Origin of the sequence: Bradyrhizobium cytisi (genome assembly GCF_008123515.1) — a bacterium.
Classification (GTDB): Bacteria; Pseudomonadota; Alphaproteobacteria; order Rhizobiales; family Xanthobacteraceae; genus Bradyrhizobium; species Bradyrhizobium cytisi.
On record NZ_VSSR01000007.1, the window covers coordinates 16,874 to 38,061 of the forward strand.

General features: G+C 63.7%; 17 protein-coding genes and 1 pseudogene. 13 read left to right on the forward strand and 5 right to left on the reverse strand.

The genetic code is table 11. The features are described 5' to 3' along the window. Positions 1–20 precede the first annotated feature (20 nt). Both FXB38_RS03485 and FXB38_RS03490 read right to left on the reverse strand, forming a co-directional pair. Entirely contained in the window at positions 21–1,226 is a 1,206-nt protein-coding gene (locus FXB38_RS03485; protein ID WP_148749379.1) for an amidohydrolase family protein, read from the reverse strand. A gap of 36 nt (positions 1,227–1,262) precedes the next feature. Next, positions 1,263–2,504, reverse strand: coding sequence for an amidohydrolase family protein (locus FXB38_RS03490; RefSeq protein WP_148749380.1), 1,242 nt, complete (start codon positions 2,502–2,504; stop codon positions 1,263–1,265). 236 nt (positions 2,505–2,740) lie between these two features. Between FXB38_RS03490 and FXB38_RS03495 the strand changes: the two genes are divergently transcribed. The 3 genes from FXB38_RS03495 to FXB38_RS03505 are packed head-to-tail and all read left to right on the forward strand — an operon-like array spanning position 2,741 to position 5,858. After that, positions 2,741–4,792, forward strand: coding sequence for an FUSC family protein (locus tag FXB38_RS03495; protein ID WP_148749381.1), 2,052 nt, complete (start codon positions 2,741–2,743; stop codon positions 4,790–4,792). Beyond that, complete coding sequence (locus FXB38_RS03500) at positions 4,789–4,995, forward strand: DUF1656 domain-containing protein (protein ID WP_148749382.1); 207 nt, start codon at positions 4,789–4,791, stop codon at positions 4,993–4,995. The genes FXB38_RS03495 and FXB38_RS03500 overlap by 4 nt, the downstream gene beginning before the upstream one ends. After that, positions 4,992–5,858 carry an efflux RND transporter periplasmic adaptor subunit gene (locus FXB38_RS03505; RefSeq protein ID WP_148749383.1) on the forward strand — a complete coding sequence of 289 codons (867 nt, stop codon included), beginning with the start codon at positions 4,992–4,994 and terminating at the stop codon, positions 5,856–5,858. The genes FXB38_RS03500 and FXB38_RS03505 overlap by 4 nt, the downstream gene beginning before the upstream one ends. 29 nt (positions 5,859–5,887) lie before the next feature. Here FXB38_RS03505 and FXB38_RS03510 read toward each other — a convergent pair whose 3' ends face one another. Beyond that, the gene (locus FXB38_RS03510) at positions 5,888–7,006 is read right to left on the reverse strand and encodes a glycoside hydrolase family 172 protein (RefSeq protein WP_148749384.1); all 1,119 of its coding nucleotides are present in this window, start codon (positions 7,004–7,006) and stop codon (positions 5,888–5,890) included. A gap of 93 nt (positions 7,007–7,099) precedes the next feature. Continuing rightward, entirely contained in the window at positions 7,100–8,725 is a 1,626-nt protein-coding gene (locus FXB38_RS03515; protein ID WP_148749385.1) for a long-chain fatty acid--CoA ligase, read from the reverse strand. Positions 8,726–8,931: 206 nt separating this feature from the next. Here FXB38_RS03515 and FXB38_RS03520 point away from each other — a divergent pair, with 206 nt between their 5' ends. The 10 genes and pseudogenes from FXB38_RS03520 to FXB38_RS03570 all read left to right on the forward strand — a co-directional run bounded on the left by FXB38_RS03520 (position 8,932) and on the right by FXB38_RS03570 (position 17,922). Continuing rightward, the gene (locus FXB38_RS03520; RefSeq protein ID WP_148749386.1) at positions 8,932–10,791 is read left to right on the forward strand and encodes a flavin-containing monooxygenase; all 1,860 of its coding nucleotides are present in this window, start codon (positions 8,932–8,934) and stop codon (positions 10,789–10,791) included. A 202-nt stretch (positions 10,792–10,993) separates the two neighbouring features. After that, complete coding sequence (locus FXB38_RS03525; protein ID WP_148749387.1) at positions 10,994–11,812, forward strand: lytic murein transglycosylase; 819 nt, start codon at positions 10,994–10,996, stop codon at positions 11,810–11,812. Between the two features lie 111 nt (positions 11,813–11,923). Beyond that, entirely contained in the window at positions 11,924–12,145 is a 222-nt protein-coding gene (locus FXB38_RS03530; RefSeq protein WP_148749388.1) for a hypothetical protein, read from the forward strand. A 12-nt stretch (positions 12,146–12,157) separates the two neighbouring features. Continuing rightward, a complete protein-coding gene (locus FXB38_RS03535; RefSeq protein ID WP_148749389.1) occupies positions 12,158–12,580 on the forward strand; it encodes a hypothetical protein in 423 nt (140 codons plus the stop codon). A gap of 390 nt (positions 12,581–12,970) precedes the next feature. Further along, positions 12,971–13,417, forward strand: a complete 447-nt coding sequence (locus tag FXB38_RS03540) for a MaoC family dehydratase (protein WP_148749390.1) — start codon at positions 12,971–12,973, stop codon at positions 13,415–13,417. A 101-nt stretch (positions 13,418–13,518) separates the two neighbouring features. Next, on the forward strand, positions 13,519–14,016 hold the full coding sequence (locus FXB38_RS03545) for a hypothetical protein (protein WP_148749391.1): 498 nt from the start codon (positions 13,519–13,521) through the stop codon (positions 14,014–14,016). 162 nt (positions 14,017–14,178) lie between these two features. Beyond that, complete coding sequence (locus FXB38_RS03550; RefSeq protein WP_148749392.1) at positions 14,179–15,297, forward strand: helix-turn-helix transcriptional regulator; 1,119 nt, start codon at positions 14,179–14,181, stop codon at positions 15,295–15,297. A gap of 110 nt (positions 15,298–15,407) precedes the next feature. Then, positions 15,408–16,529, forward strand: a complete 1,122-nt coding sequence (locus FXB38_RS03555; RefSeq protein WP_148749393.1) for a helix-turn-helix transcriptional regulator — start codon at positions 15,408–15,410, stop codon at positions 16,527–16,529. 219 nt (positions 16,530–16,748) lie between these two features. Beyond that, complete coding sequence (locus tag FXB38_RS42550) at positions 16,749–17,006, forward strand: hypothetical protein (RefSeq protein ID WP_187434632.1); 258 nt, start codon at positions 16,749–16,751, stop codon at positions 17,004–17,006. A 186-nt stretch (positions 17,007–17,192) separates the two neighbouring features. Then, positions 17,193–17,922: pseudogene (locus FXB38_RS03570) on the forward strand (sulfite exporter TauE/SafE family protein). Here FXB38_RS03570 and FXB38_RS03575 read toward each other — a convergent pair. Continuing rightward, a complete protein-coding gene (locus FXB38_RS03575) occupies positions 17,919–21,119 on the reverse strand; it encodes an efflux RND transporter permease subunit (RefSeq protein WP_148749395.1) in 3,201 nt (1,066 codons plus the stop codon). The pseudogene FXB38_RS03570 and the gene FXB38_RS03575 sit on opposite strands and share 4 nt — an antisense overlap. Positions 21,120–21,188 lie beyond the last annotated feature (69 nt).

The following is a 21,188-nucleotide window of genomic DNA, read 5'->3' on the forward strand; positions in this document are numbered from 1 at the left end:
GGATGGAAACGATCGGGGGATTAGCTGCGTTTTCCGACTATTTTACCGTTCGACGCAACAAGTTTGCCCTCCTTGTACACGGAGCGACCCTGCGGCACCGCCACCACAGCCTCCGGAACATGTTCCGCATTCAGTGTGACGAAATCGGCTTTGGCGCCGACGCGCAGGCCGTAGCCGTCGAGCCGCAGCGCTTTCGCGCCGGCTTGGGTGACAACATCGAATGCGATACGCAATTCCTCGTCGATGTTGAAGCCCGAGCGATAGCCGAGCGTCGTCGCCCGGCGCAGCATGTCGCCGTCGCCATAGGGCCACCAGGAATCGCGGATGTTGTCGTTGCCGCTGAACACGGTCACCCCGGCGCTACGCAGCGCCAGGATAGGCGGGAAGGCGCGGGCGCCGGGTGCATTCGTCATGATCGCGACGCCGGAGCGGGCGAGGGTGTCGGCGACTGTCTTGAGTTGATCTGCGGAAATATCGCCGAGCCCGTAAGCGTGGCTGATGGCGACATGACCTTCCATGCCGAGCGCACGCGTGCGCGCTGCGATCTGCTCGATCTCGAATGCGCCCAGCGTGCCCATATCGTGCAGGTGAATGTCGACGTCGATGCCGTGCTTGTTGGCGACGCCAAACACCACATCCAGATGCTTCTCGACATCGCGATCGAAGCTCGCGGGATCGAGCCCACCGACGAGGTTCGCGCCGAGGCCGATGGCTTCGTCGAGCAATTGCGGCGTGCCCAGGCTTGCCAAAATGCCGCTCTGGGGAAAGGCGACGAGCTGGATGTCGATCAGGCCGCGATAGTCCTCGCGCACGCGCAAGATCGTCTCCAGCGACTTCAGGCCGACCGAGCCGTCGACCATCACGTGGCTGCGCATCTGCGTGCTGCCGTGGGCGATGCAGAGATCGAGCTGGTTGCGCGCTCGCACGTCCATCGGCGCAGCCTCGGCCATATTCCGGGCCTGGAAAGCCACGCGCTCATGCACGTTGAATCCATCAGTGCATGGCTTGTGCGGACGCCAGGCGTCGCCATAGAAGCTGGTGTCGAGATGGATGTGGCCTTCGACGAAGCCGGGAACGACGAGGGCGTTGCCGAGGTCGATCGTCTCGGCACCGCCGGTGGGCGTGTCAGCCGGCATGATCGCGGCGATACGCCCGTTCTTGACCGCGATGTGATGGCGAGCCCCGCCGTCGAAGCGGGCGTTCAGGAAGATCTTGTCGAAGGCCATCCGGTTGCTCCGTTGGTCGATTTGTCGTTGTGTGGCTCAGTCTTGCGGCTTAAGCAGCGTCGCTCGCTTCCGCTCAAAAGTCTGCCGCCCGCTCTTGAACCCCATCAAGATATCCGGCAGCTCGGCGATGGCGAAGCGGCTGTCCTGCGTGTCGAGCACGACGAGATCGGCGGGCTTGCCCATCGCGATCCCGTAGTCTGTGAGGTTCATCAACCGCGCCGGCAGTTCGGTGACGAGATCGAGGCAGATGTCGAAGTCGCCGACGGTGGCGTGGGCGACATTGGCGTAAAAGTTCGCCATTCGCAGCAGCGAGGCATCGCCGAACGGCGTGAAGGGATTGAGCACGTTGTTGGTCGCGACCGAGCAGATGATGCCGTCGCCGGCGAGCTTGTGCGCGAGCGTCAGGCCGCGCGGCGCGTTGTGGGTGGCCTCGCGTCCCATCAGGTAGAGATCGGTCGCGGGTAGCACGGTGACGGCGACGCCGGCCTTCGCCAATTGCGCGATGGCCGCCTTCAGCCGTTCCGGCGGCAAGGCCGAGAGTTTTGTGGCATGTCCGATCGCGACGCGACCGCCGTAGTTGCGCTGTTCGGTCTGTCGGCAGACCTCGTCGAGATGCGACCAGGAGGGATCGAGATCGAAGTCGAGATGGAGATCGACGTCGAGGTCGAATTCCTCGGCGAGGTCGAAGATGCGCGCGAGATGCGCGTTCGGGTCGGTGTCCGTATAGGGGCAGCCGCCGATCGCTTCGGCGCCGTCGCGCAAGGCCCGGACCAGCAGATCCTCGGCTCCGGGATCGTTGGTCAGACCCTCCTGCGGAAAGACGCAGAGCGCAAGATCGATCGCCCAGGCATAATCGCGCTTGAGGGCCTTGACCGCCTCGAAGCTGCGCAAGCCGATGCGCGGGTCAACCTCGACATGGGTGCGCATCCGCGTCGTGCCGTGGACGATGGCGCGCTCGAGCACTTTTGCGCCGCGAGCATAGACGTCGTCGACGCCAAAATCCCGCTTCATCGCCGAGACGGCGCGGATGGCATCGCCGAGCGTCCCGTGGATGTGCCCGCAACGCTCGAGCAGGCAGGCCTTGTCGAGATGGATGTGGGTGTCGACGAAGCCGGGCAGAGCCAGCCGCCCCCCGATATCGATCTCGATCGCCTCGCAGGCCAGTTTTGGTTCGATCGCGGCGATCCGTCCGCTCTTCACGCCGATATCGACGGGCGTAGGGGACGATCGCAACAGGGCGTTGCGGAAGATCAGGTCGAGGGCGGTCTGGGCGGTCATCAGGGGAATCTTGCTGGAGAACTTATAGCGGTCGGCGAGCTGCGGTGGGCAGCAATGTAGCGGGGGACATGACGAAAATATATGCGTTCCCGGACCCCCCGGCGCACATCGAGAGCTGTGATAGCTGATCGACGCAGGCCGGTCTGGCGGAAGGCCCGCGCCTGGGCTATCAACCGTTCGATTGGCATGGATGCGCAACCCGCAGCGGCCGGTCGCGACCAAGAGGCGAAATAGCCATGCGGGCAGATGAGCCGTTCCTGGTCCGCCACGCGGACCTTATTTTCGCTTTGAAGACGTTTGCCGCGTCGATGCTGGCGCTGGTCATTGCGCTCGCGATGGATCTGCCGCGGCCGTATTGGGCGATGGCGACCGTCTACATCACCTCGCAGCCGCTCGCGGGCGCGACCAGCTCAAAGGCCTTCTTCCGCGTGATGGGCACGCTGGTCGGCGCGACCATGACGGTGGCGCTGGTGCCGAACCTCATCAATGCGCCCGAACTGTTGTGCCTCGCCATCGCGCTCTGGGTCGGGCTGTGCCTGTATCTCTCGCTGCTCGACGGCACGCCGCGCAGCTACGTCTTCATGCTGGCGGGGTATACCGTCGCGCTGATCGGCTTTCCCTCGGTGTCCGAGCCCGGCGCGATTTTCGACACCGCGGTGGCAAGGCTCGAGGAAATCTCGCTCGGCATCATCTGCGCCAGCCTGGTCTCGACCATCGTGTTTCCCCGCAGCGTCGCGCCGGCGGTCGCCGGCCGTGTCGACAGCTGGCTCCTGGATGCGCGCCGCCTCAGTCAGGTCGTGCTGCTGCGTGAGGGCACCGGCGAAACCCGCCGCGGCAAGCGCCTCAAGCTCGCGACCGATATCGTCGAAATCGACACCCTCTCCGCCCACCTCGCCTATGACCGGCTGACCGATCGCAATGCGGTGACCGGCCTCGGCGAAATCCGGCTGCGCATGCTGATGCTGCTGCCTGTGATCGCCTCACTGGAGGACCGGCTGGCTGCGTTGGGGGAGGAGGCTCTGCGCCGGCAGCCGGAGCTGAAGCGATTGCTGGAGGATATCGCGCAATGGATCGTCAGCGACGTGAGCGCGCGGCAACCGGCCGAGCGGATCCGCGCTATGATCGCGGAGCGGCAGGCGGTGCTCGACGACAGCGCGTCCTGGGAGCGGATCATTATCACGAGCCTGCTGTCACGACTGCGCGACCTCGTCGATCTCTCCCGCGACTGCCGCGAGCTGACCAAGGCGATCGCCGGGAACCGGAACGTCTCGACCCTCGATCTGGCCTTCCATTCCGAAGCCGGCGCCGCGCCCGTGCGCCACAGGGATCGCGGGCTCGCGCTGTGGTCGGCGGCCGGTGCGGCCGTGGCGATCCTGATCTGCTGCGCGTTCTGGATCGGCACGGGCTGGCCCGATGGCGCCTCGGCGCCAATGATGGCGGCGGTGGCCTGCTCGTTCTTCGCAGCCCAGGACGAGCCGGCGCGCTTCATCCGCAGCTTCGGCCTGTGGTCGCTGGTCGCCATCGTGGTCGTTGCGATCTATCTGTTCGCGCTGGTGCCCGCGATCTCCCATATCGAGGTGCTGGTCGTCGCGCTGGCGCCGACCTTCCTGCTCTATGGCTTCCTGATCGCGCGGCCGGCAACGGCGGGCACCGGCATGGCGCTCGCGGCCAACACCGCGACGCTGCTTGCGCTGCAATCGACCTATATCGCGGATTTCGCCTCCTACGCCAATTCCGCCGTCGCGTTCTTCGTCGGCGTCCTGATCGCCGAGCTGGTGACGCGGATCGCGCGCGGCGTGGGCGCGGAGTGGATCGCCAATCGCCTGGTGCTGTCGAGCTGGATCACGATCGCGGTTGCCGCCGAACGGCGTGGCAAACGCGACCGCGCGGAGTTCGCGGGCCTCATGCTGCACCGGCTCGGGCTTCTGGTGCAGCGCATCGCCTTCCTGTCGGAGAGCGACCGGCGCGACGCTGACAGTCTCGTGCAGCTCCGCATCGGCATCAATATCATCGATCTGCGCCGTGCGCGCTACGGGCTTGCGGCATCGACCATCTCCGTTATCGACGACATGCTCGACCAGCTCGCCATTGCCTGCCGCAGCTATGCGGGCGGGGGAATGCCGCGCGAGCTCCTGACCAGTGTCGATCTGGCTTTGGCCCAGGCGGTGAAGGATCCCAATGACAGCGCGCGCGAAGATGCGCTGATCGGCCTTGTCGGTATCAGGCGCGGCCTGTTCCCGGACGCACCGGCCTATCGGCCGCGCGCGGATGCGAGTGTGGCGGCATGAGATATGTGATCGACATCTACGGCGTGCTCGTGCCGGCGCTCTTGCTCTGGATCATCGTCGCCTATGTGCTGAGCGCGCTTCTGCGTCGGCTGATGCAGCGCTTCGACCTGTACCGGCTGGTCTGGCACCGCGCACTGTTCGATTTCGCGATTTTCGTCTGCCTTCTCGGCGGCGTCGTCTATCTCTCGGAGTATCTCTCATGAAGGGGAATTTCGCCTGGATTGCCCGGCTCGCGGTCACCGTCTTCGTGGTCGTGGCGGCGCTCGGCGTGGGCCGCGAACTGTGGGTCTATTATATGGAGTCGCCGTGGACGCGTGACGGCCGTGTGCGGGCCGACGTCGTGCAGGTCGCACCGGATGTCTCCGGCTTCGTCACCGAGGTTCTGGTCAAGGACAACCAGAAGGTCCATCGTGGCGACGTGTTGTTCAAGATCGACCGCGAACGGTTCGCGCTCGCGCTGCGGCAGGCCGATGCGTCGGTCGCCGGGCATCAGGCCACGCTGGATCAGGCCAATGCCGATCTGAAGCGCTACAGCACGTTGACAACCGATGCCGTCTCGCAACAGAAGCAGGAGCAGGTGCTTGCGACCCAGCTGCAGGCCAAGGCGGCCTTCGATGCAGCGGTTGCCGACCGCGCGGTCGCCCAGCTCAATCTCGATCGCAGCGAGGTCCGGGCTTCCGTCAACGGCGTGATCACCAACATGGATCTGCGGCCCGGCGCTTACGTCACGGCCGGCAAGGGCGTGATGGCGCTGGTCGACAGCGATACGCTGCATGTGGAGGGCTATTTCGAAGAGACAAAGCTCGCGCGCATCCGCACCGGCGACAGAGCGCAGGTCCGCCTGATGGGTGAGAAGGTCACACTATCAGGCCATGTCGAGAGCATCGCCGCCGGCATCGAGGACCGCGACCGCGCCGAAGGTGCAAGCCTGCTCGCCAACGTCAACCCGACCTTCAGCTGGGTGCGGCTCGCCCAGCGCGTGCCCGTGCGCATCAGGCTCGATCCAGTGCCCGACGGGATGTCGCTGGTCGCCGGGCGATCAGCGACGGTGGAAGTGTTGAACTAAGCGCATGCTGGACCTCCTCAGGTGTCGGGCTAGTCGATCTCGAGATATTCCGGGCCGGCCAGTTCAGGGAACGGCGCGGCCGGCAGCGTCTGGTACCAGAACGCCACGGACGCGATGTCGTCCTGCAGCGGGAGATATTTTGCCTCCTTGAGGCCCGTACGCCAGCCCAGCGCCTGGATGGTGACGCGAAGGTCGCTTTGGAAGCGAACGGGATCGGGGATGTGCCAGCGGTACATGCCGAAGCGCTGCTGCGATTTGTAGATGCCGTCGGGGCGGATCACCTGCGGCAGGCCGGCATAGGGCGTGGTGAATTCCTGATAGCGCGATTGCTGCACGAGGCCGCGGCCGGAATGCGCCACGTAGGGATCGAAATTATACGCGCCGCAGAAATAATCCTCGGTGCCGGTGCCGCAGATGGTAGGGAATTCGCCGTCGCCGTCTATGAAGAACTTGATCTCGCCCTCGCCCCACCAGCCGTTATTGTTGACGCCCCAGGCCATGTAGGTGCCGACATACTGGCCGCGCCCGCTGACGCCATCAAGGATGGTGTAGACGTCCTTGTAGGGCAGCGGATTGGTGCGGCGGAATTGCGCATGGAAATAAGCGCAGTCCTCGGGCACGTCGGTCAGCGCAAAGTTGATCTGGTAGTAGACCGTCAGCGCTTCCTCGCTGCGGTTCTCCATCGTGAAGCGCGCGCGCTTGCGGAACGGCATTTCCCAGTAGCAGTTGAACCCACGCCCGGGATTGACGCAGACGGCGAGCGACGATACCTGCGCAAACTCCTCCCATCCGCAGGCGAAGAAATCGCCGGCCGGGCATTCGACGCTCGGCTGCTCCTGACCATCCCAGTAGACCCGCAGGATCGAATGACGCAGACGTCCGCGCGCCAACGTCATCCAGATCTGCTGGATCGCGCCCTGGCCTTCGATGTTTGCGAGCGTGAATGTCGCGCCGGGCTCGATCACGACATAGGGCGAGACCTTCCAGCCTTGCCCGAGATCGCGGGCCTGCGACGCCGCAGGCCCGTCGACGGACATGCCGCCCTTGCCCTTCTCACCGGTGAAGTTCTCGGGGCTGATCGAACGCGTCTGCGCATTCGATAGGAGGGACAGATTGCCGAGATGCAGGCCCAATCCGGAAAACGCCATAATATCCTCGATGAGGGGTTCGCGATGCCACGGATATATCGCCCCCGAATCTACCAAAAGATGAAGATGATCGCGCAATGAGAGGGGCCAAACCTACCCGACACGGTACGCCCTGAACTTCTCGCGTAGCGCCGATTTGAGCACCTTGCCGGTGCCGGTCATCGGGAATTCATCGAGGAACTCGACCGCATCCGGCATCCACCAGCTCGCGATCTTGGGACGCATGTGGTCGAGCAGGGTCTTGCCGTCGACGGTCGCGCCCTTCTTGCGGACGACCAGGAGCAGGGGGCGCTCCTGCCATTTTTCGTGTGCAATGGCGACCACGGCGGCCTGCAGCACGTCGGGATGGGACAGGGCGATGTCCTCGAGCTGGATCGAGGAGATCCATTCGCCGCCCGACTTGATCACGTCCTTGGAGCGATCGGTGAGCGTCACATGGCCGTGTTGGTCGATCACGGCCATGTCGCCGGTGATCAGCCAGCCGTCGCGATCGAGGCCTTCGTCGAGCTTCATGTAGCCGGAGGCGACCCAGGGGCCGCGGGCGCGCAGATGGCCGACAGTCTTGCCGTCACGAGGCAGCTCGCTGCCGCCGTCGTCGACGATACGCAAGGTCGTGCCGAAACAGGCGCGGCCCGAGACCTGGCGGCGATCGAATTTTTCCGCTTCGCTGAGATGCTCCGAGCCCGGCCTCAATCCCGGCATCGAGCAGCCCAGCGCTTCCGTCATGCCCCAGGCCTGAATGTAATCGACGTGGTAGTCGCGCTTGAGTTTCTCGACCATGGCGCGGGGCGGCGCCGAGCCCGATGACAGCGTCGCGCGCAGGGTCGTGAATGTGTTGCCGGTGCGGCCGAGCCAGTCGAGCAGGATCAGCCAGAAGCTCGGCACGCCGGCCGACAGCGTCACCTTCTCGCCCTCCAGCAGCTCATAGAGCTTATCGGGCTCGTAATTGCGGCCGGGCAGCACCAGCTTCGAGCCGGTATAGGGCGCGGTGAACGGCATGTTCCAGCCGTTGCCGTGAAACAGCGGCGCCATCGGCATCATCACCTCGCGCACGCCTTCGAGATGCCCGGGAATGAAGTCGAAGTTGCAGCACGTCATGGTCTGGAGGACCGCGGCGCGGTGCGAATAGATGACGCCTTTGGGATTCCCCGTCGTGCCCGACGTGTAGCAGATGGTGGAGGCGGATTTCTCGTCGAACTCTGGCCAGGCGAAACCGGCGTCGCTCTCCTTGTCCAGGAGCTCCTCATAGCAATGCATGTTCGCAAGCGCCGTCTCCGGCATGCGTTCGCGCGAGGACATCATCACGTATGCCTCGACCGTATTCAGCTGCGGCGCGATCGCCTCGACAATCGGCAGTGTGGTGCGGTCGACGAAGAGGATGCGGTCTTCGGCGTGGTTGATGATGTAGACCAGCTGTTCGGGGAACAGTCGCGGATTGACGGTGTGCAGCACATAGCCCATGCCGGGCGCCGCGTAGAACATCTCGAAATGACGATGCGTATTCCAGGCCAGTGTCCCGACACGATCGCCTTGCTGCAGGCCGAGCCGCTCGAGCGCAAGTGCCATGCGCTTGATGCGCGGATGCGCCTGCGCATAGGTGTAGCGATGGATGTCGCCTTCGATCTCGCGCGCGACGATCTCCGCCTCGCCGTGATAATCGGCAGCATACTGGATCAGGCCACTGATCAGCAGCGGCATGTCCATCATCAATCCCTGCATTGTCCCCTCCGAAAGCCATGTCGTTTCTAAAATCATGACGTTTCTAAAATCATGTCGTCGCATGACGCATTCGCGCTCGCATTCAAGGTAGCGGAACGCCGCGCGGCGTACACGCGAAAAATGGCGGACGTGATTGCATGCGTCACTTTTCAGGGCTAACTGGTGCGCACTGCAGGCCGAAGCTGCGCCCGCCGTGGAGGAGATCGATGTCAGCGGAAAGACACAAGACCGGCGCAGCCGGCACACCTACCATCGACATTCAGGCCCTGCGTGCGCGCTATCGTGACGAGCGCGACCTGCGTCTGCGCTCCGAAGGCAAGGCGCAGTATGTCGAGATGGCCGCAGGCTTTGCCCGCTATCTCGACGATCCCTGGGCCGACGCCGGATTCGCCCGCGAGCCCGTCAGCGAAGAAACCGAGGTCGTCATCGTCGGCGGCGGCTTCGGCGGCTTGCTGTGTGGTGCGCGTCTGCGCGCGGCCGGCATCACTGATTTCCGCATCGTGGAAAAGGCCGCCGATTTCGGTGGCACCTGGTACTGGAATCGCTATCCCGGCGCGGCCTGCGACACCGAGAGCTACATCTATCTGCCGCTGCTGGAAGAGACCGGCTACATGCCGGTGCGCAAATATGCGCGTGCGCCGGAGATCTACGAACACTCGCGCCGCATCGGCCGTCACTTCGGCCTCTACGAACGCGCGCTGTTCCAGACCGTCATCTCACGCATGGCGTGGCAGGAGCGCGAGGGACGCTGGCTGGTCGAGACCGATCGCGGCGATCGCATCCGCGCACGCTTTGTGATCCTGGCCGGAGGTCCGTTGAGCCGGCCGAAGCTGCCGGGCATTCCCGGCATCGAAAGCTTCAAAGGCCACAGCTTCCATACCAGCCGGTGGGACTATTCCTACACTGGCGGCAGCGCCGAGGGAGGTCTCGACGGTCTTGCCGACAAGCGCGTCGGCATCATCGGCACCGGTGCGACCGCCGTCCAATGCGTGCCGCATCTCGGCCGCTCGGCGAAAGAGCTCTACGTCTTCCAGCGCACGCCATCGGCGATCGGCGTGCGCGACGACCGGCCGACGGATCATGCCTGGGCGGAAAGCTTGAAGCCCGGCTGGCAGCGCGATCGGATGGACAATTTCACCGCTGTGATTTCGGGTGAGCCGTTCGAGCAGGATCTGGTGCAGGACGGCTGGACCGGCCTGCTCGGCGAGATCTTGCTGGCGCCGCGTCGTCAGCCGCATAAGGTCGCCTCGATGGAAGAAGCGCTGAAAGTGATCGAGCAGGCCGACTATCGCAAGATGGAGGAGATCCGGGCCCGCGTCGACGCCGTGGTCAAGGACGACGCGACCGCAGCGGCGCTCAAGCCCTGGTACAAGGCGTTCTGCAAGCGGCCGTGCTTTCACGACGAGTATCTCGACACGTTCAATCGTCCTAACGTGCATCTCGTCGATACCGGGGGCAGGGGCGTCGAGCGCATCACCGAAAATGCGGTCGTCGCCGACGGCAAGGCCTACGAGCTCGACTGTCTGATCTATGCCAGCGGCTTTGAGGTCGGCACCGACTATGCGCGCCGCATGGGTTTTGAGGTCTATGGCCGCGACGGCGTCAGCCTGTCCGAGCGCTGGCGCGATGGCGTCAAGACGATGCACGGCTTCTACAGCCGCGGCTTCCCGAACTGCTTCCTGATCGTGACGGTGCAGGCCGGCCAGAGCGCCAACTTTCCGCACATCATCGACGAGCAATCGCAGCACATCGCCTATGTCATCGATCAGGCGCGCAAGCGCGGCGCACGGACATTGGAGCCGGCGCTTGCGGCCGAGAATGCCTGGGTCGACGAAGTCGTGAAGGCTGCGGTCGGCCGCCAGACCTACCTCGCCGAATGCACGCCCGGCTACTACAACAACGAGGGCGTGTTCGATCCGATCGCGGCGCGCAACAGCCAGTATTGGCGCGGGCCGATGGCGTTCCTGCGGTTGCTCGCCAAATGGCGGAAGGAGGGCAGCCTGGATGGATTGGAATTGACCTATGGAGCGGACGCGGAGACCGACGGCGCCCAGGTCCCGGCATGAGCGGCATGATCCCGGCGCCATCATGGCGGATTTCCTGCTCGGGACCGATGGCGGCCGCTAAGCGTTTGAACCATGTCAAGCGCAATGCTTGCATTGATTGCATCAGTCGGGGGCTTGAGCACGCGCCGCTGACGTAGGATCATGCCCGCGCGCGAGCCGGTCGCGCAAAATCGAGAGCAAAATCGAGAGAAGGGAACGCGCAATGACCAAGGGCAGGACCGTTGCGACGGCGATGATCGGCGCGGCCGCGCTGCTGCTGTCCCTGATCTCCGCTGCCCACGCCGCGCAATGCGGCAACGGGCCCGGCGGTTTCGAGGCCTGGAAGCGCGAGTTCAGCGCGGAGGCGCAGGGTAAGGGCATCGGCCAGACTGCGATCTCGGCGCTGATGCAGACCAATTATGCCAGCGCAACCATTGGCGCCGATCGCAGCCAGCACAGCTTTTCGCTGTCGCTCGAACAGTTTCTGGCCAAGCGCGGCGCCACCACCATCGTGGCACGCGGCCGGTCGCTGAAGCAGTCGCAGGCGGCGATGTTCGCCTCGATCGAGCAGCGCTACGGCGTGCCTCCGGGGCCGTTGATCGCGATCTGGGGCATGGAGACCGGGTTCGGCAGCCAGCGCGGCAACCAGAACATGCTCTCGTCGATAGCGACGCTCGCCTATGACTGCCGCCGTCCCGAATTCTTTACCGAGCAGCTCTATGCGGCGCTGAAGCTGGTCGACCGTGGCATGCTGTCGGGGGCAACCCGCGGCTCCATGCATGGCGAGGTCGGCCAGACCCAGTTCATGCCCAAGAACATCCTGGCCTATGGTACCGGCAATCTCGACGTCGCTGCCAACGCGCTGGGCTCGACTGCGAACTTCCTCAAAGCCAATGGCTGGCGTGCAGGAGCCGGTTACCAGCCAGGCGAGCCGAATTTCGCCGCGATCCAGGCGTGGAATGCGGCAGGGGTCTACCAGAAGGCCATCGCGCTGATGGGCCGGCAGATCGACGGGGGCGGCGGCGCGGCGGCGGCGCGCTGAGGCGCTCCGCAAGGCGTGACCTGCTTGTCAGAGAAAGTTGTTGCTTTCGGGAACCGACGGCACGAGGTTTGCTTAGATTAAGTTCAGGGCTGGGCATGAGGAGAACTCAACATGGCTACCCAGATCGTGATGGACCAGACCGGCGATAGACGCCACGAGTTTGATCCTGAAAATGCCGAAGCGTTGGCGAGGGCCGAACAACGCTTTCGGGAGCTGACCGGCGCGGGCTTTACCGCCGCGTACCGGACCGGGCCCGGCGAAGTCACGCGTATCAAATCGTTCGACCCGACCGCGCAGGAAACACTGTTCTATCCCCGCCTGGTCGGCGGCTGATCTGAACGGCCCATGGTCGCGGTCCTCAGGCTTCGTGCGCCCGCGCGAGCGCGTCTGCACGCGCTCCGCGAGCTCTACCGGCGCTTCTTCGGCGAGAACACGCCCGAGGCGCGCGGTCGCCGGCTTTTGTCCGAATGGCTGTCCGAAGAGCAGCGCGTACAATTCGAGCAGCACCGGCATTTCGACGTCATCGGTTGCGACAGCGGCAAGCGCTATCGCATTCACTACGGCACCGCCGCCAACGTCCACGAGGTCGACAATGCGGGAAATGCAACGATGGGGTGGTGCTTCGTCCCGTCAGGCTTCCTCGTGCCGGGCGACGTGATGCTGGCGCAGAAGATCGCGCTCGAGACGGACGAGAAGGGGGCCTTGGCACTCGCCAACCGGTTTCCACCGGCAACGCATTCCGAGCACTTCTACCGGCGGCCGTTCTAGCGGGCGGGCGCCGGGACCGCTGGTCAGAGGTGCGTGGTGCGATAGGCATCCAGCGCATGCGCCGCGAAGACGCCGATGCTGCAAAGGGCGAGGAGTGCTGAGATCAGCTCGATCATAGCTCGTCCTCCCCAAGCGGCTGGGCGACGAGGTGCTGGCAGCAGGCATATTCGTAAATCAGGTCGAGGAAGAATTGCATGACGCACGTCCCTGTATGATTTTGACAACCAGTTAACCGGCTATCTGTTTCAGGCGTGTTTCGTCGATTTGGGAAAGGGGTTTCGCGGGGAACCGCGGGCTGGTCTATGAGCGGTCAAAAACGCTATATTCACTGCCGATCCATCCCTTGGTCGTGTGTCTCGCGCGCGTCGCATCACATTTCGAGGCAAAATCATGGCACAGGTCGCCTGGTTCGACGATCTCACCGTCGGCATGCGTTTCAAATCTCCCGAGGTCGAGGTCACCGAAGCCGACATCAAGCGGTTTGCCGCCGAGTTTGATCCGCAGCCGATGCATCTCGACCACGAGGCCGCCAAGGCGACCTTGTTCAACGGGCTGGCTGCGTCGGGATGGCACACGGCGGCGATCGCCATGAACCTCGCGATCCAGACCCGTCCCTTCGGCCCGCACCCGCTGATTGGCGCCGGCGTCGACGGGCTGCGCTGGACCATTCCGGTGCGGCCGAATGACCGCCTGCATCTGGTCGGCGAGGTCATGAGCCTGACGCCGTCGAAGTCAAAGCCGCAGGGCATTGCGCTGGTGAAATGGACGATGTTCAACCAGAACGGCGAGGAGGTTTATACCTTCACCCCGATCGCGATCGTGCCGCGGCGCGCCTAGCTAGGGCGGGTCGCCTTTCACCATTGGCTGGACCGGGCCAGCCCTTGCGGCCTGCCGGGAGAGGTGGTCAGCTTGCTCCGGGGAAAACGCTGGAGGCTGACATGAAGCCAATCCTTCTTGCCGCTGTGCTGCTGGCCGGCGCCTTGAGTGCCGGGCCTGCGGTGGCGCAACAATCCAAAGTCGGTGACTGGACCATCGAGAAGCGCAGCCAGGACACCCATTGCAACGCCAGCCGCGGCTACAAGGACAAGGACGACGAGAACCGCGACTATGTCATCGTCATCACCTATTCCGACAAGGCCATCGTGATCGTGATGATCTACGACGGCTGGGAGTGGGACAAGCTCGGCGAGATCCTGAAGGCCGACGTCGGTACCGATGATGCCGACATCATGTCGAAGGCGAAGTGGGAGGTCATGGACAAGACCACCGTGCGCGGTATCTTCGAGTTCGATCAGTCCATCATGGACCGCCTGTCGAAAGCCAAGCGTCTCACGCTCGATTTCGAGGACGATGACGACGACAGCATCGAGATGCAGATTCCGCGCGCCGGCGAGGCGCTCGCCGCGCTGAAATTCTGCGAGGAGAACCGGAAATAAAGTGCCGGGCGCCTGAGGCGCAGCAGGGCGCCGGCGAGCTAAAGGCCGACGTCCATGCTGGCGTGATCACGTTCCAGCGCACCATCCTCCGATCGGATGATGAGGGTCTGCTCCTGTTGTGGTATCGTGCCCGACATTGTTCATCCAAAGCTATTCAACGCCATGCACAGACCGCGGAAGTTGCCCGATCTGGTCGAGTCCATCTACGATGCCGGTCTCGATCCCTCGCTGTGGAACGACGTCGTCGTGGGCATCCGCAATTTCGTCGGTGGCCAGGCCTGCGGGCTGTTTTCCAAGGATTTGATCAGCAAGTTCGGTGTCACGCATTATTATTGCGGGGCCGATCCGCACTACATCCAGCTCTATTCGGAGACCCATTCCAAGTTCGATCCGCTGACGATTCTGCCGCCGCACGGCCAGATTGTCAGCATCCCCGAGCTCGTCAACTTCGACGAATATCGCCGCGGGCGCTTCTATCAGGAATGGATGCGGCCGCAGGGCGCTCACGATGCCGCCAATGTCGTGCTCGAGAAGTCGAACGCGCACTGCCCGGTGATGATGACAGTGCTGTCGGGCCGGAGCATGGTCGACGCCGGGATGAAGCACCGGATGTCGCTGATCGTGCCGCACGCCAGCCGCGCGCTGCTCGTCAACCGCGCCATCAGCTCGAAGCTGACGCTGGCCACGGCGCTCGCGGATGTCCTGGACAATCTGTCATCCGGCATCTTCCTGCTCGATTCCTGCTGCCACGTGATCCATGCCAATGCGAGCGGCTACGCGCTGCTCGAGGCTGACGACGTGGTCCGCATTGTTGCCGGCCAGCTCGTGACGAGCGGCGCCGAGGCCAATCAGACGCTGCGTCAGGCTTTTGCGGCCCGCGGCGATGCTGCCTCGCTTCTCGCAGGCGGGCACGCGATTCCGCTGCTTTCGCACAAGGGCGAACGCTACGTTGCGCATATCCTGCCGCTGTCGTCGGTGCTGCGGAACGGCAGCGAGCGGTCGTCCGATGCCGTCGGCGCGCTGCTGCTGCGCAAGGTCACGCTGGGCGGGCGGTCTTACGGAGAGCTGATTGCTCGAACCTTCGATCTGACGCCGGCGGAACTGCGCGTGTTCCTGTCGATCGTCGAGGTCGGCGGCGTTCCGGAGACCTCCATCGCGCTCGGCATCGCGGAGACGACGGTGAAGACACATCTGCATCGCGTGTTCGCCAAGACGGGCACCGCGCGCCAGGCGGATCTCGTCAAGCTTGCGGCCGGATTCTCCAATCCACTCGTCAACTAGCTGGTCAATTGGCGCGAAACCGTTGAACCTATCGGTGTCTCGGCCGACTCCATAGAAAAGCCAGAGGGCATCAACGTCTTAAATCCTCGCGCCGGACTATTGACCTTTCAATGCAGCTGACCGCAAAACACTCCGAGCTGATCGAGAGCATCTACGACGCCGGACCCAATCCTGAGTTGTGGTCCGATGTTGTCGTCGTGCTCAACGGATTCTTCGGCAGCCGAGCCTGCGGCCTGATTTCAAAAGACAAGATCAGCAAGTCCGGATCGACGCACTATTATTGCGGGGTCGATCCGCACTTCATCCAGCTCTATGCCGACGAATATTCGCAGCATGACCCGCTCACCAGGCTGCCGCGCAACGGCGAGGTCCGCAACATCCCGGATCTCGTGAATTTCGACAAATATCGCCGCGGGCGCTTCTATCAGGAATGGCTGCGTCCTCAGGGATGTGCCGACGTCGCGAATGTGGTGCTGGAACAGGCGATCTCGCCGTGCCCGATGCTGATGACGGTGATCCCGGGCAGGGAGATGCTGGACGCGAAGATGCGTGCGCGCATGCAGCTCGTCGTTCCCCATGCAAGCCGCGCCTTGATGATCAACCGGACAATCGAGCGGAAGCAGCAGAAGGCAATCGCGCTTGCCGATGTCGTCGATCGATTGAGTGCCGGCGTGATCCTGCTCGATGCCGCCTGCAACATCGTCCACAGCAATCCGGCCGCCGACCTCATCCTGGACGAGAACGACGTCTTGCGGTCCGTCAACGGCCGCCTGCTGGCGAGATCGCCCGACGCGAATGCAGCGCTACGCAACGTCTTTCGTGACGAAGCGGAGGTGGTCGCAGCGGCGGCAGCGGACCGTAACATTTTGCTGACATCAAGCGGTGGGTCGCATCACGTCGCACATGTGATCGCGCTGCCCTCGCTGCTGCGGGAGGGGAGCGCAGGGCGCGCCTGTGGCGCCATCGGCGCCCTGTTCGTCTGGAAGGCGAAGCTCGACGCGCGCTCTTGCGCCGGGCTGATCGACCGCACGTTCGAGCTCACGCCTGCGGAACTCAGGGTTCTACAGTCGATCGTCGACGTCGGCGGCGTGCCGGAGACGGCCGGCGCGCTCGGGATCGCAGAGACGACGGTGAAGACGCATCTGCATCGCGTGTTCGCCAAGACCGGTACGAGCCGCCAGGCCGACCTCGTCAAGCTCGCGGCAGGTTTCTCCAACCCGCTGGTCCACTGACGCTCGTCAGCGCTGAATAAAGCATCAGCGCCGCGCCTGCAATTTCATCATCAGAATGTTATCGCGCGTCATTCGTTTGGGTGACGCGATTTGCTGCGTTCTCTCCTACGAGAGATCACACGACTTGTTGTTCGCCGCGTTGGATTCTTGTGTGAAGCCGCTCACAGCGGCTGGAAGTGAATTCCATCAATTTCGCTTTCAGGTTGAGAGGAGATCGTCATGCGAACAACGGCACGGAGCCTGGTTTGGAAGTTCCACGACGTTTTCGATCGCATGATCGCAACGCTGCATCAGCAGCGTGCGATCGAGGCGCGGCGCGTATTGCAGCGCTATCGCCACCTGCTGGAAACGCAGCACGAAACATCGCGTTTGAATGAAGCCAATTTTTTCTGCAGTGAAGAGGAATTTTCAGAAAATGCCCATCAATCTGATGCGTGCGAGCGCGGAGCCAGCCACCCCAGTCTCGCGCGCGCGTAACGGCAACGTTGTCGCGATAGCGCTCACCGCCGCGCTCGTCACCCTTCAGCTGGCCGGCCTCATCATGCTGGAACGATCGCACGCGCATGCCATGCGGGTGTCGTTTCCTCGCGAGCCTGTAAGTTGTGCAGAAGGCGCCGCCGCACCGGTCACGCAGATTCCCTATGATTGATTGGAGGGCAGACTGTGCCTGACACCACGACACTGCTGCTCCTCAGCGCCGCCGTGTTCGCCGGAGCCTTCGTCTCGGGGCTCTCGGGCTTCGCATTCTCCGCCGTCGCGGGCGCGATCCTGCTGCGGGTGTTTCAGCCGCTGGAGGCCGTACCGTTGATGATGGCGTGCAGTATCGGCGTGCAGGCGACCAATTTGTGGGCGCTTCGGCGCAGCATCCGCTGGGAGGGAAGCCTGTTCCTGATCATCGGCGGGTTGATCGGCGTTCCCATTGCGGTCTCGCTGTTGCAGTCGACCGACACGCATCTGCTTCGGCGCGGCTTTGGTGTCGTCGTAGCACTCTATGCCGCCTATATGCTGCTGCGGCCGACGCTGGTGACGGCGAGTGAAGCCGTCGGCCGTCACTGGGTTGCGCTGATCGGATTCGGAGGCGGGCTGGTCGGGGGCCTCACGGCGATGCCAGGCGCGATTCCGACGATCTGGTGCGACATGCGCGGCATGCCCAAGAGCGAGCAGCGCGGCCTCGTGCAGCCGTTCATTGCCGCGATGCAGCTGTTTGCGATCATCCTACTGGTCGGACACCAGGACCTGTCGTCAAAGGTTTTCGTCGATCTCGCGGTCAGCCTGCCGGCGCTGTTCGCGGGATTCCGCGCTCGGTGTGATCGCTTTTCACCGGGTCAACGAGACGGTCTTTCGCAAGACCGTGCTCGTTCTGTTGCTGATATCGGGGATTTCCCTGATCTAGTGGCCAGCCTCATGGCCAAGACTCTGGACAGGTGCCACAGTGGAGCCGCTGCCGTGATGCACCAGCGGCTTCATGCCGGTGACAGTCCGCAGCAGCACATAGAACACCGGGGTCAGGAACAGGCCGAACACGGTGACGCCGATCATGCCCGAGAACACCGCGACGCCCATGGCGCGCCGCATCTCCGAGCCGGCGCCGGTCGAGAGCACCAGCGGCAGCACGCCCATGATGAAGGCCATTGACGTCATCAGGATCGGACGTAACCGCAGCCGGCTCGCCTCGATCGCGGCCCGGATGGGCGTGCGACCGGCGAACTCGAGCTCGCGCGCGAATTCGACGATCAGGATCGCGTTTTTGGCGGAGAGGCCGACGAGCACGATCAAGCCGATCTGGGTGAAGACGTTGTTGTCGCCCTTGGAGATCCAGACGCCGAACATCGCAGCGAGCAGACCCATCGGCACGATCATGATGATCGAGAGCGGCAGGGTCAGGCTCTCATAGAGCGCCGCCAGCACCAGGAACACCAGCAGGATGGCCAGCGGAAACACCCAGAGGCCGGAATTGCCGGCGATGAACTCCTGATAGGTCAGGTCGGTCCACTCGAAGGCAAAGCCGGGCGGCAGCGTCTCCGCCGCGATCCGCGTCGCTGCTTCCTGTGCCTGGCCGGACGAGAAGCCGGGCGCTGCGGCCGCGTTGATGTCGGAGGACAGGAAGCCGTTATAGCGGATCGCGCGTTCCGGCCCCGCGCTCTGGCGGATCGTGAGCAGCGCCGACAACGGCACCATGTCGCCCGAGGACGAACGCACCTTCAGCTGCCTGATGTCGTCGGCGCGGGCGCGGAACGGCGCATCGGCCTGGACATAGACGGAGTAGGTGCGGCCAAACTTGTTGAAGTCGTTGACGTAGTAGGAGCCCAGATAAATCTGGAGCGTGTTGAACACTTCCGTGACGGGGACGCCAAGCTGCAGCGCCTTGGTGCGGTCGATGTCGGCGAACAGCTGGGGCACGTTGACCTGGAAGCTCGAGAACACACCGGCGATCTCCGGCGCTTTCTGCATCGCCGCCATGAATGCCTTGGTCGCCTCGTTCAGCGCTTCATAGCCGAGGCCGGCACGGTCCTCAATCTGGAGCTTGAAGCCGCCGATGGTGCCGAGGCCGTTGACCGGCGGCGGCGGGAACATGGCGATGAAGGCTTCCTGGATGCCCGAGTATTTCTTGTTGAGATCGGCCGCGATGGCATTGCCGCTCAATGCCGGGCCCTTGCGCTCGTCAAAAGGCTTCAGCGTCGAGAACACGATGCCGGCGTTGGACGAGTTGGTGAAGCCGGCGATCGACAGGCCCGGAAAGGCGACTGAACTCTCGACACCGGGCTGGGTCAGCGCGATGTCGCTCATCTTGCGGATCACCTCTTCGGTGCGATCGAGCGCTGCGCCGTCAGGCAGCCGCGAGAAGCCGACCAGATATTGCTTGTCCTGGCCCGGCACGAAGCCACTCGGCACCTGCTGGAACAGGAAGGCGGTTGCGCCGACCAGGACCACATAGAGCCCCATCACTGCGGCCTTGCCTGAGATCACCTTGGTGACGGTGCCGCTATAGTTCTCCGAGGAGCGCGTAAACGCCTTGTTGAAGCCGCGGAAGAACCAGCCGAGCGCTTTTTCGAGAATGATCGTCAGGCGATCCTTCGGCTCGTTGTGGCCCTTGAGCAGTAGGGCGGAGAGGGCCGGCGACAGCGTCAGCGAGTTGACGGCCGAGATCACCGTCGAAATCGCGATCGTCAGCGCAAACTGCTTGTAGAACTGCCCGGTGAGGCCGGAGATGAAGGCCAGCGGCACGAACACGGCGATCAGCACCATCGCGATCGCGATGATCGGGCCGGAGACCTCACGCATCGCTTGATAGGTGGCATCGCGCGGCGACAGCCCGCCCTCGATGTTGCGCTCGACGTTCTCGACCACGACGATGGCGTCGTCCACGACGATGCCGATCGCGAGCACCAGCCCGAACAAGCTGAGCGCATTGATGGAGAAGCCGAACACGTGCATCACCGCGAAGGTGCCGACGATCGATACTGGCACGGCCAGCAGCGGAATGATCGAGGCGCGCCAGGTCTGCAGGAACAGGATCACGACCAGCACCACCAGCGCGATCGCTTCCAGCAGCGTGTGGATCACGGCCTCGATCGAGGAACGCACGAATTGCGTCGGATCGTAGACGATCTGGTAGGACACGCCTTCGGGCATGTTCTTCTTGATCTCGGCCATGGTGGCGCGGACGTGGTCGGAAATCTCCAGCGCATTGGAGCCCGGCGCCTGGAAGATCGGGATCGCGACCGCCTGCTTGTTGTCGAGCAGCGAGCGTAAGCCGTACTCGGACGCGCCGAGCTCGATGCGGGCAACGTCACGCAAGCGCACGACTTCGCCGCGCGAGCCGGTCTTGACCACGATGTCGCCGAACTGCTCCTCGTTCGCAAGGCGGCCTTCCGCATTGACGGACATTTGCAGGTCGATACCCCTGACGTTGGGGGAGGAGCCGACCACGCCGGCGGCGGCCTCGACGTTCTGCGCCTGGATTGCCTTGACGATGTCGCTTGCGGTCAGCCCATGCTCGGCGGCTTTTTGCGGATCGACCCAGACCCGCATCGAATAATCGCCGGCGCCGTAGAGCTGGACGTCACCGACACCGTCGATGCGCGCCAGCCGGTCCTTGACGTTGAGCACCGCGTAGTTACGCAAATACGTCATGTCGTAGCGGTTGTTCGGCGATAGCAGATGCACGACCATGGTGAGGTCGGGCGACGACTTCTTGGTGATGATGCCGAGTTGACGTACCACCGCCGGCAGGCGCGGCTCGGCCTGCTGCACGCGGTTCTGCACCAGCTGCGTCGCCTTGTCGGGATCGGTGCCGAGCCGGAACGTCACCGTCAGCGTCATGGCGCCGTCGGTCGTCGCCTGGCTCGACATGTACAGCATGCCTTCGACGCCGTTGATCTGCTCCTCGATCGGCGTGGCCACGGTTTCCGCGATCACCTTTGGATTGGCGCCGGGATAGGTCGCGCGCACCAGCACTGATGGCGGCACTACGTCGGGATATTCCGAGATCGGCATCGCGAACAGCGAGATCAGGCCTGCGAGGAAGATCAGGACCGAAAGAACGCCTGCAAAAATCGGACGATCAATGAAGAACTTCGAGAGATTCATGGTTTTGCCCCTGGGCAATATTCTGCGGTTCTCCGACAGCTCTGCCGTCATTCCGGGGCGTGGGCGAAG

Excerpts from the sequence above, each read along its gene's own strand:
- FXB38_RS03485 (WP_148749379.1), bottom strand. The coding sequence starts at position 1,226 with ATGGCCTTCGACAAGATCTTCCTGAACGCCCGCTTCGACGGCGGGGCT.
- FXB38_RS03490 (WP_148749380.1), bottom strand. The coding sequence starts at position 2,504 with ATGACCGCCCAGACCGCCCTCGACCTGATCTTCCGCAACGCCCTGTTG.
- FXB38_RS03495 (WP_148749381.1), top strand. The coding sequence starts at position 2,741 with ATGCGGGCAGATGAGCCGTTCCTGGTCCGCCACGCGGACCTTATTTTC.
- FXB38_RS03500 (WP_148749382.1), top strand. The coding sequence starts at position 4,789 with ATGAGATATGTGATCGACATCTACGGCGTGCTCGTGCCGGCGCTCTTG.
- FXB38_RS03505 (WP_148749383.1), top strand. The coding sequence starts at position 4,992 with ATGAAGGGGAATTTCGCCTGGATTGCCCGGCTCGCGGTCACCGTCTTC.
- FXB38_RS03510 (WP_148749384.1), bottom strand. The coding sequence starts at position 7,006 with ATGGCGTTTTCCGGATTGGGCCTGCATCTCGGCAATCTGTCCCTCCTA.
- FXB38_RS03515 (WP_148749385.1), bottom strand. The coding sequence starts at position 8,725 with ATGCAGGGATTGATGATGGACATGCCGCTGCTGATCAGTGGCCTGATC.
- FXB38_RS03520 (WP_148749386.1), top strand. The coding sequence starts at position 8,932 with ATGTCAGCGGAAAGACACAAGACCGGCGCAGCCGGCACACCTACCATC.
- FXB38_RS03525 (WP_148749387.1), top strand. The coding sequence starts at position 10,994 with ATGACCAAGGGCAGGACCGTTGCGACGGCGATGATCGGCGCGGCCGCG.
- FXB38_RS03530 (WP_148749388.1), top strand. The coding sequence starts at position 11,924 with ATGGCTACCCAGATCGTGATGGACCAGACCGGCGATAGACGCCACGAG.
- FXB38_RS03535 (WP_148749389.1), top strand. The coding sequence starts at position 12,158 with ATGGTCGCGGTCCTCAGGCTTCGTGCGCCCGCGCGAGCGCGTCTGCAC.
- FXB38_RS03540 (WP_148749390.1), top strand. The coding sequence starts at position 12,971 with ATGGCACAGGTCGCCTGGTTCGACGATCTCACCGTCGGCATGCGTTTC.
- FXB38_RS03545 (WP_148749391.1), top strand. The coding sequence starts at position 13,519 with ATGAAGCCAATCCTTCTTGCCGCTGTGCTGCTGGCCGGCGCCTTGAGT.
- FXB38_RS03550 (WP_148749392.1), top strand. The coding sequence starts at position 14,179 with ATGCACAGACCGCGGAAGTTGCCCGATCTGGTCGAGTCCATCTACGAT.
- FXB38_RS03555 (WP_148749393.1), top strand. The coding sequence starts at position 15,408 with ATGCAGCTGACCGCAAAACACTCCGAGCTGATCGAGAGCATCTACGAC.
- FXB38_RS42550 (WP_187434632.1), top strand. The coding sequence starts at position 16,749 with ATGCGAACAACGGCACGGAGCCTGGTTTGGAAGTTCCACGACGTTTTC.
- FXB38_RS03575 (WP_148749395.1), bottom strand. The coding sequence starts at position 21,119 with ATGAATCTCTCGAAGTTCTTCATTGATCGTCCGATTTTTGCAGGCGTT.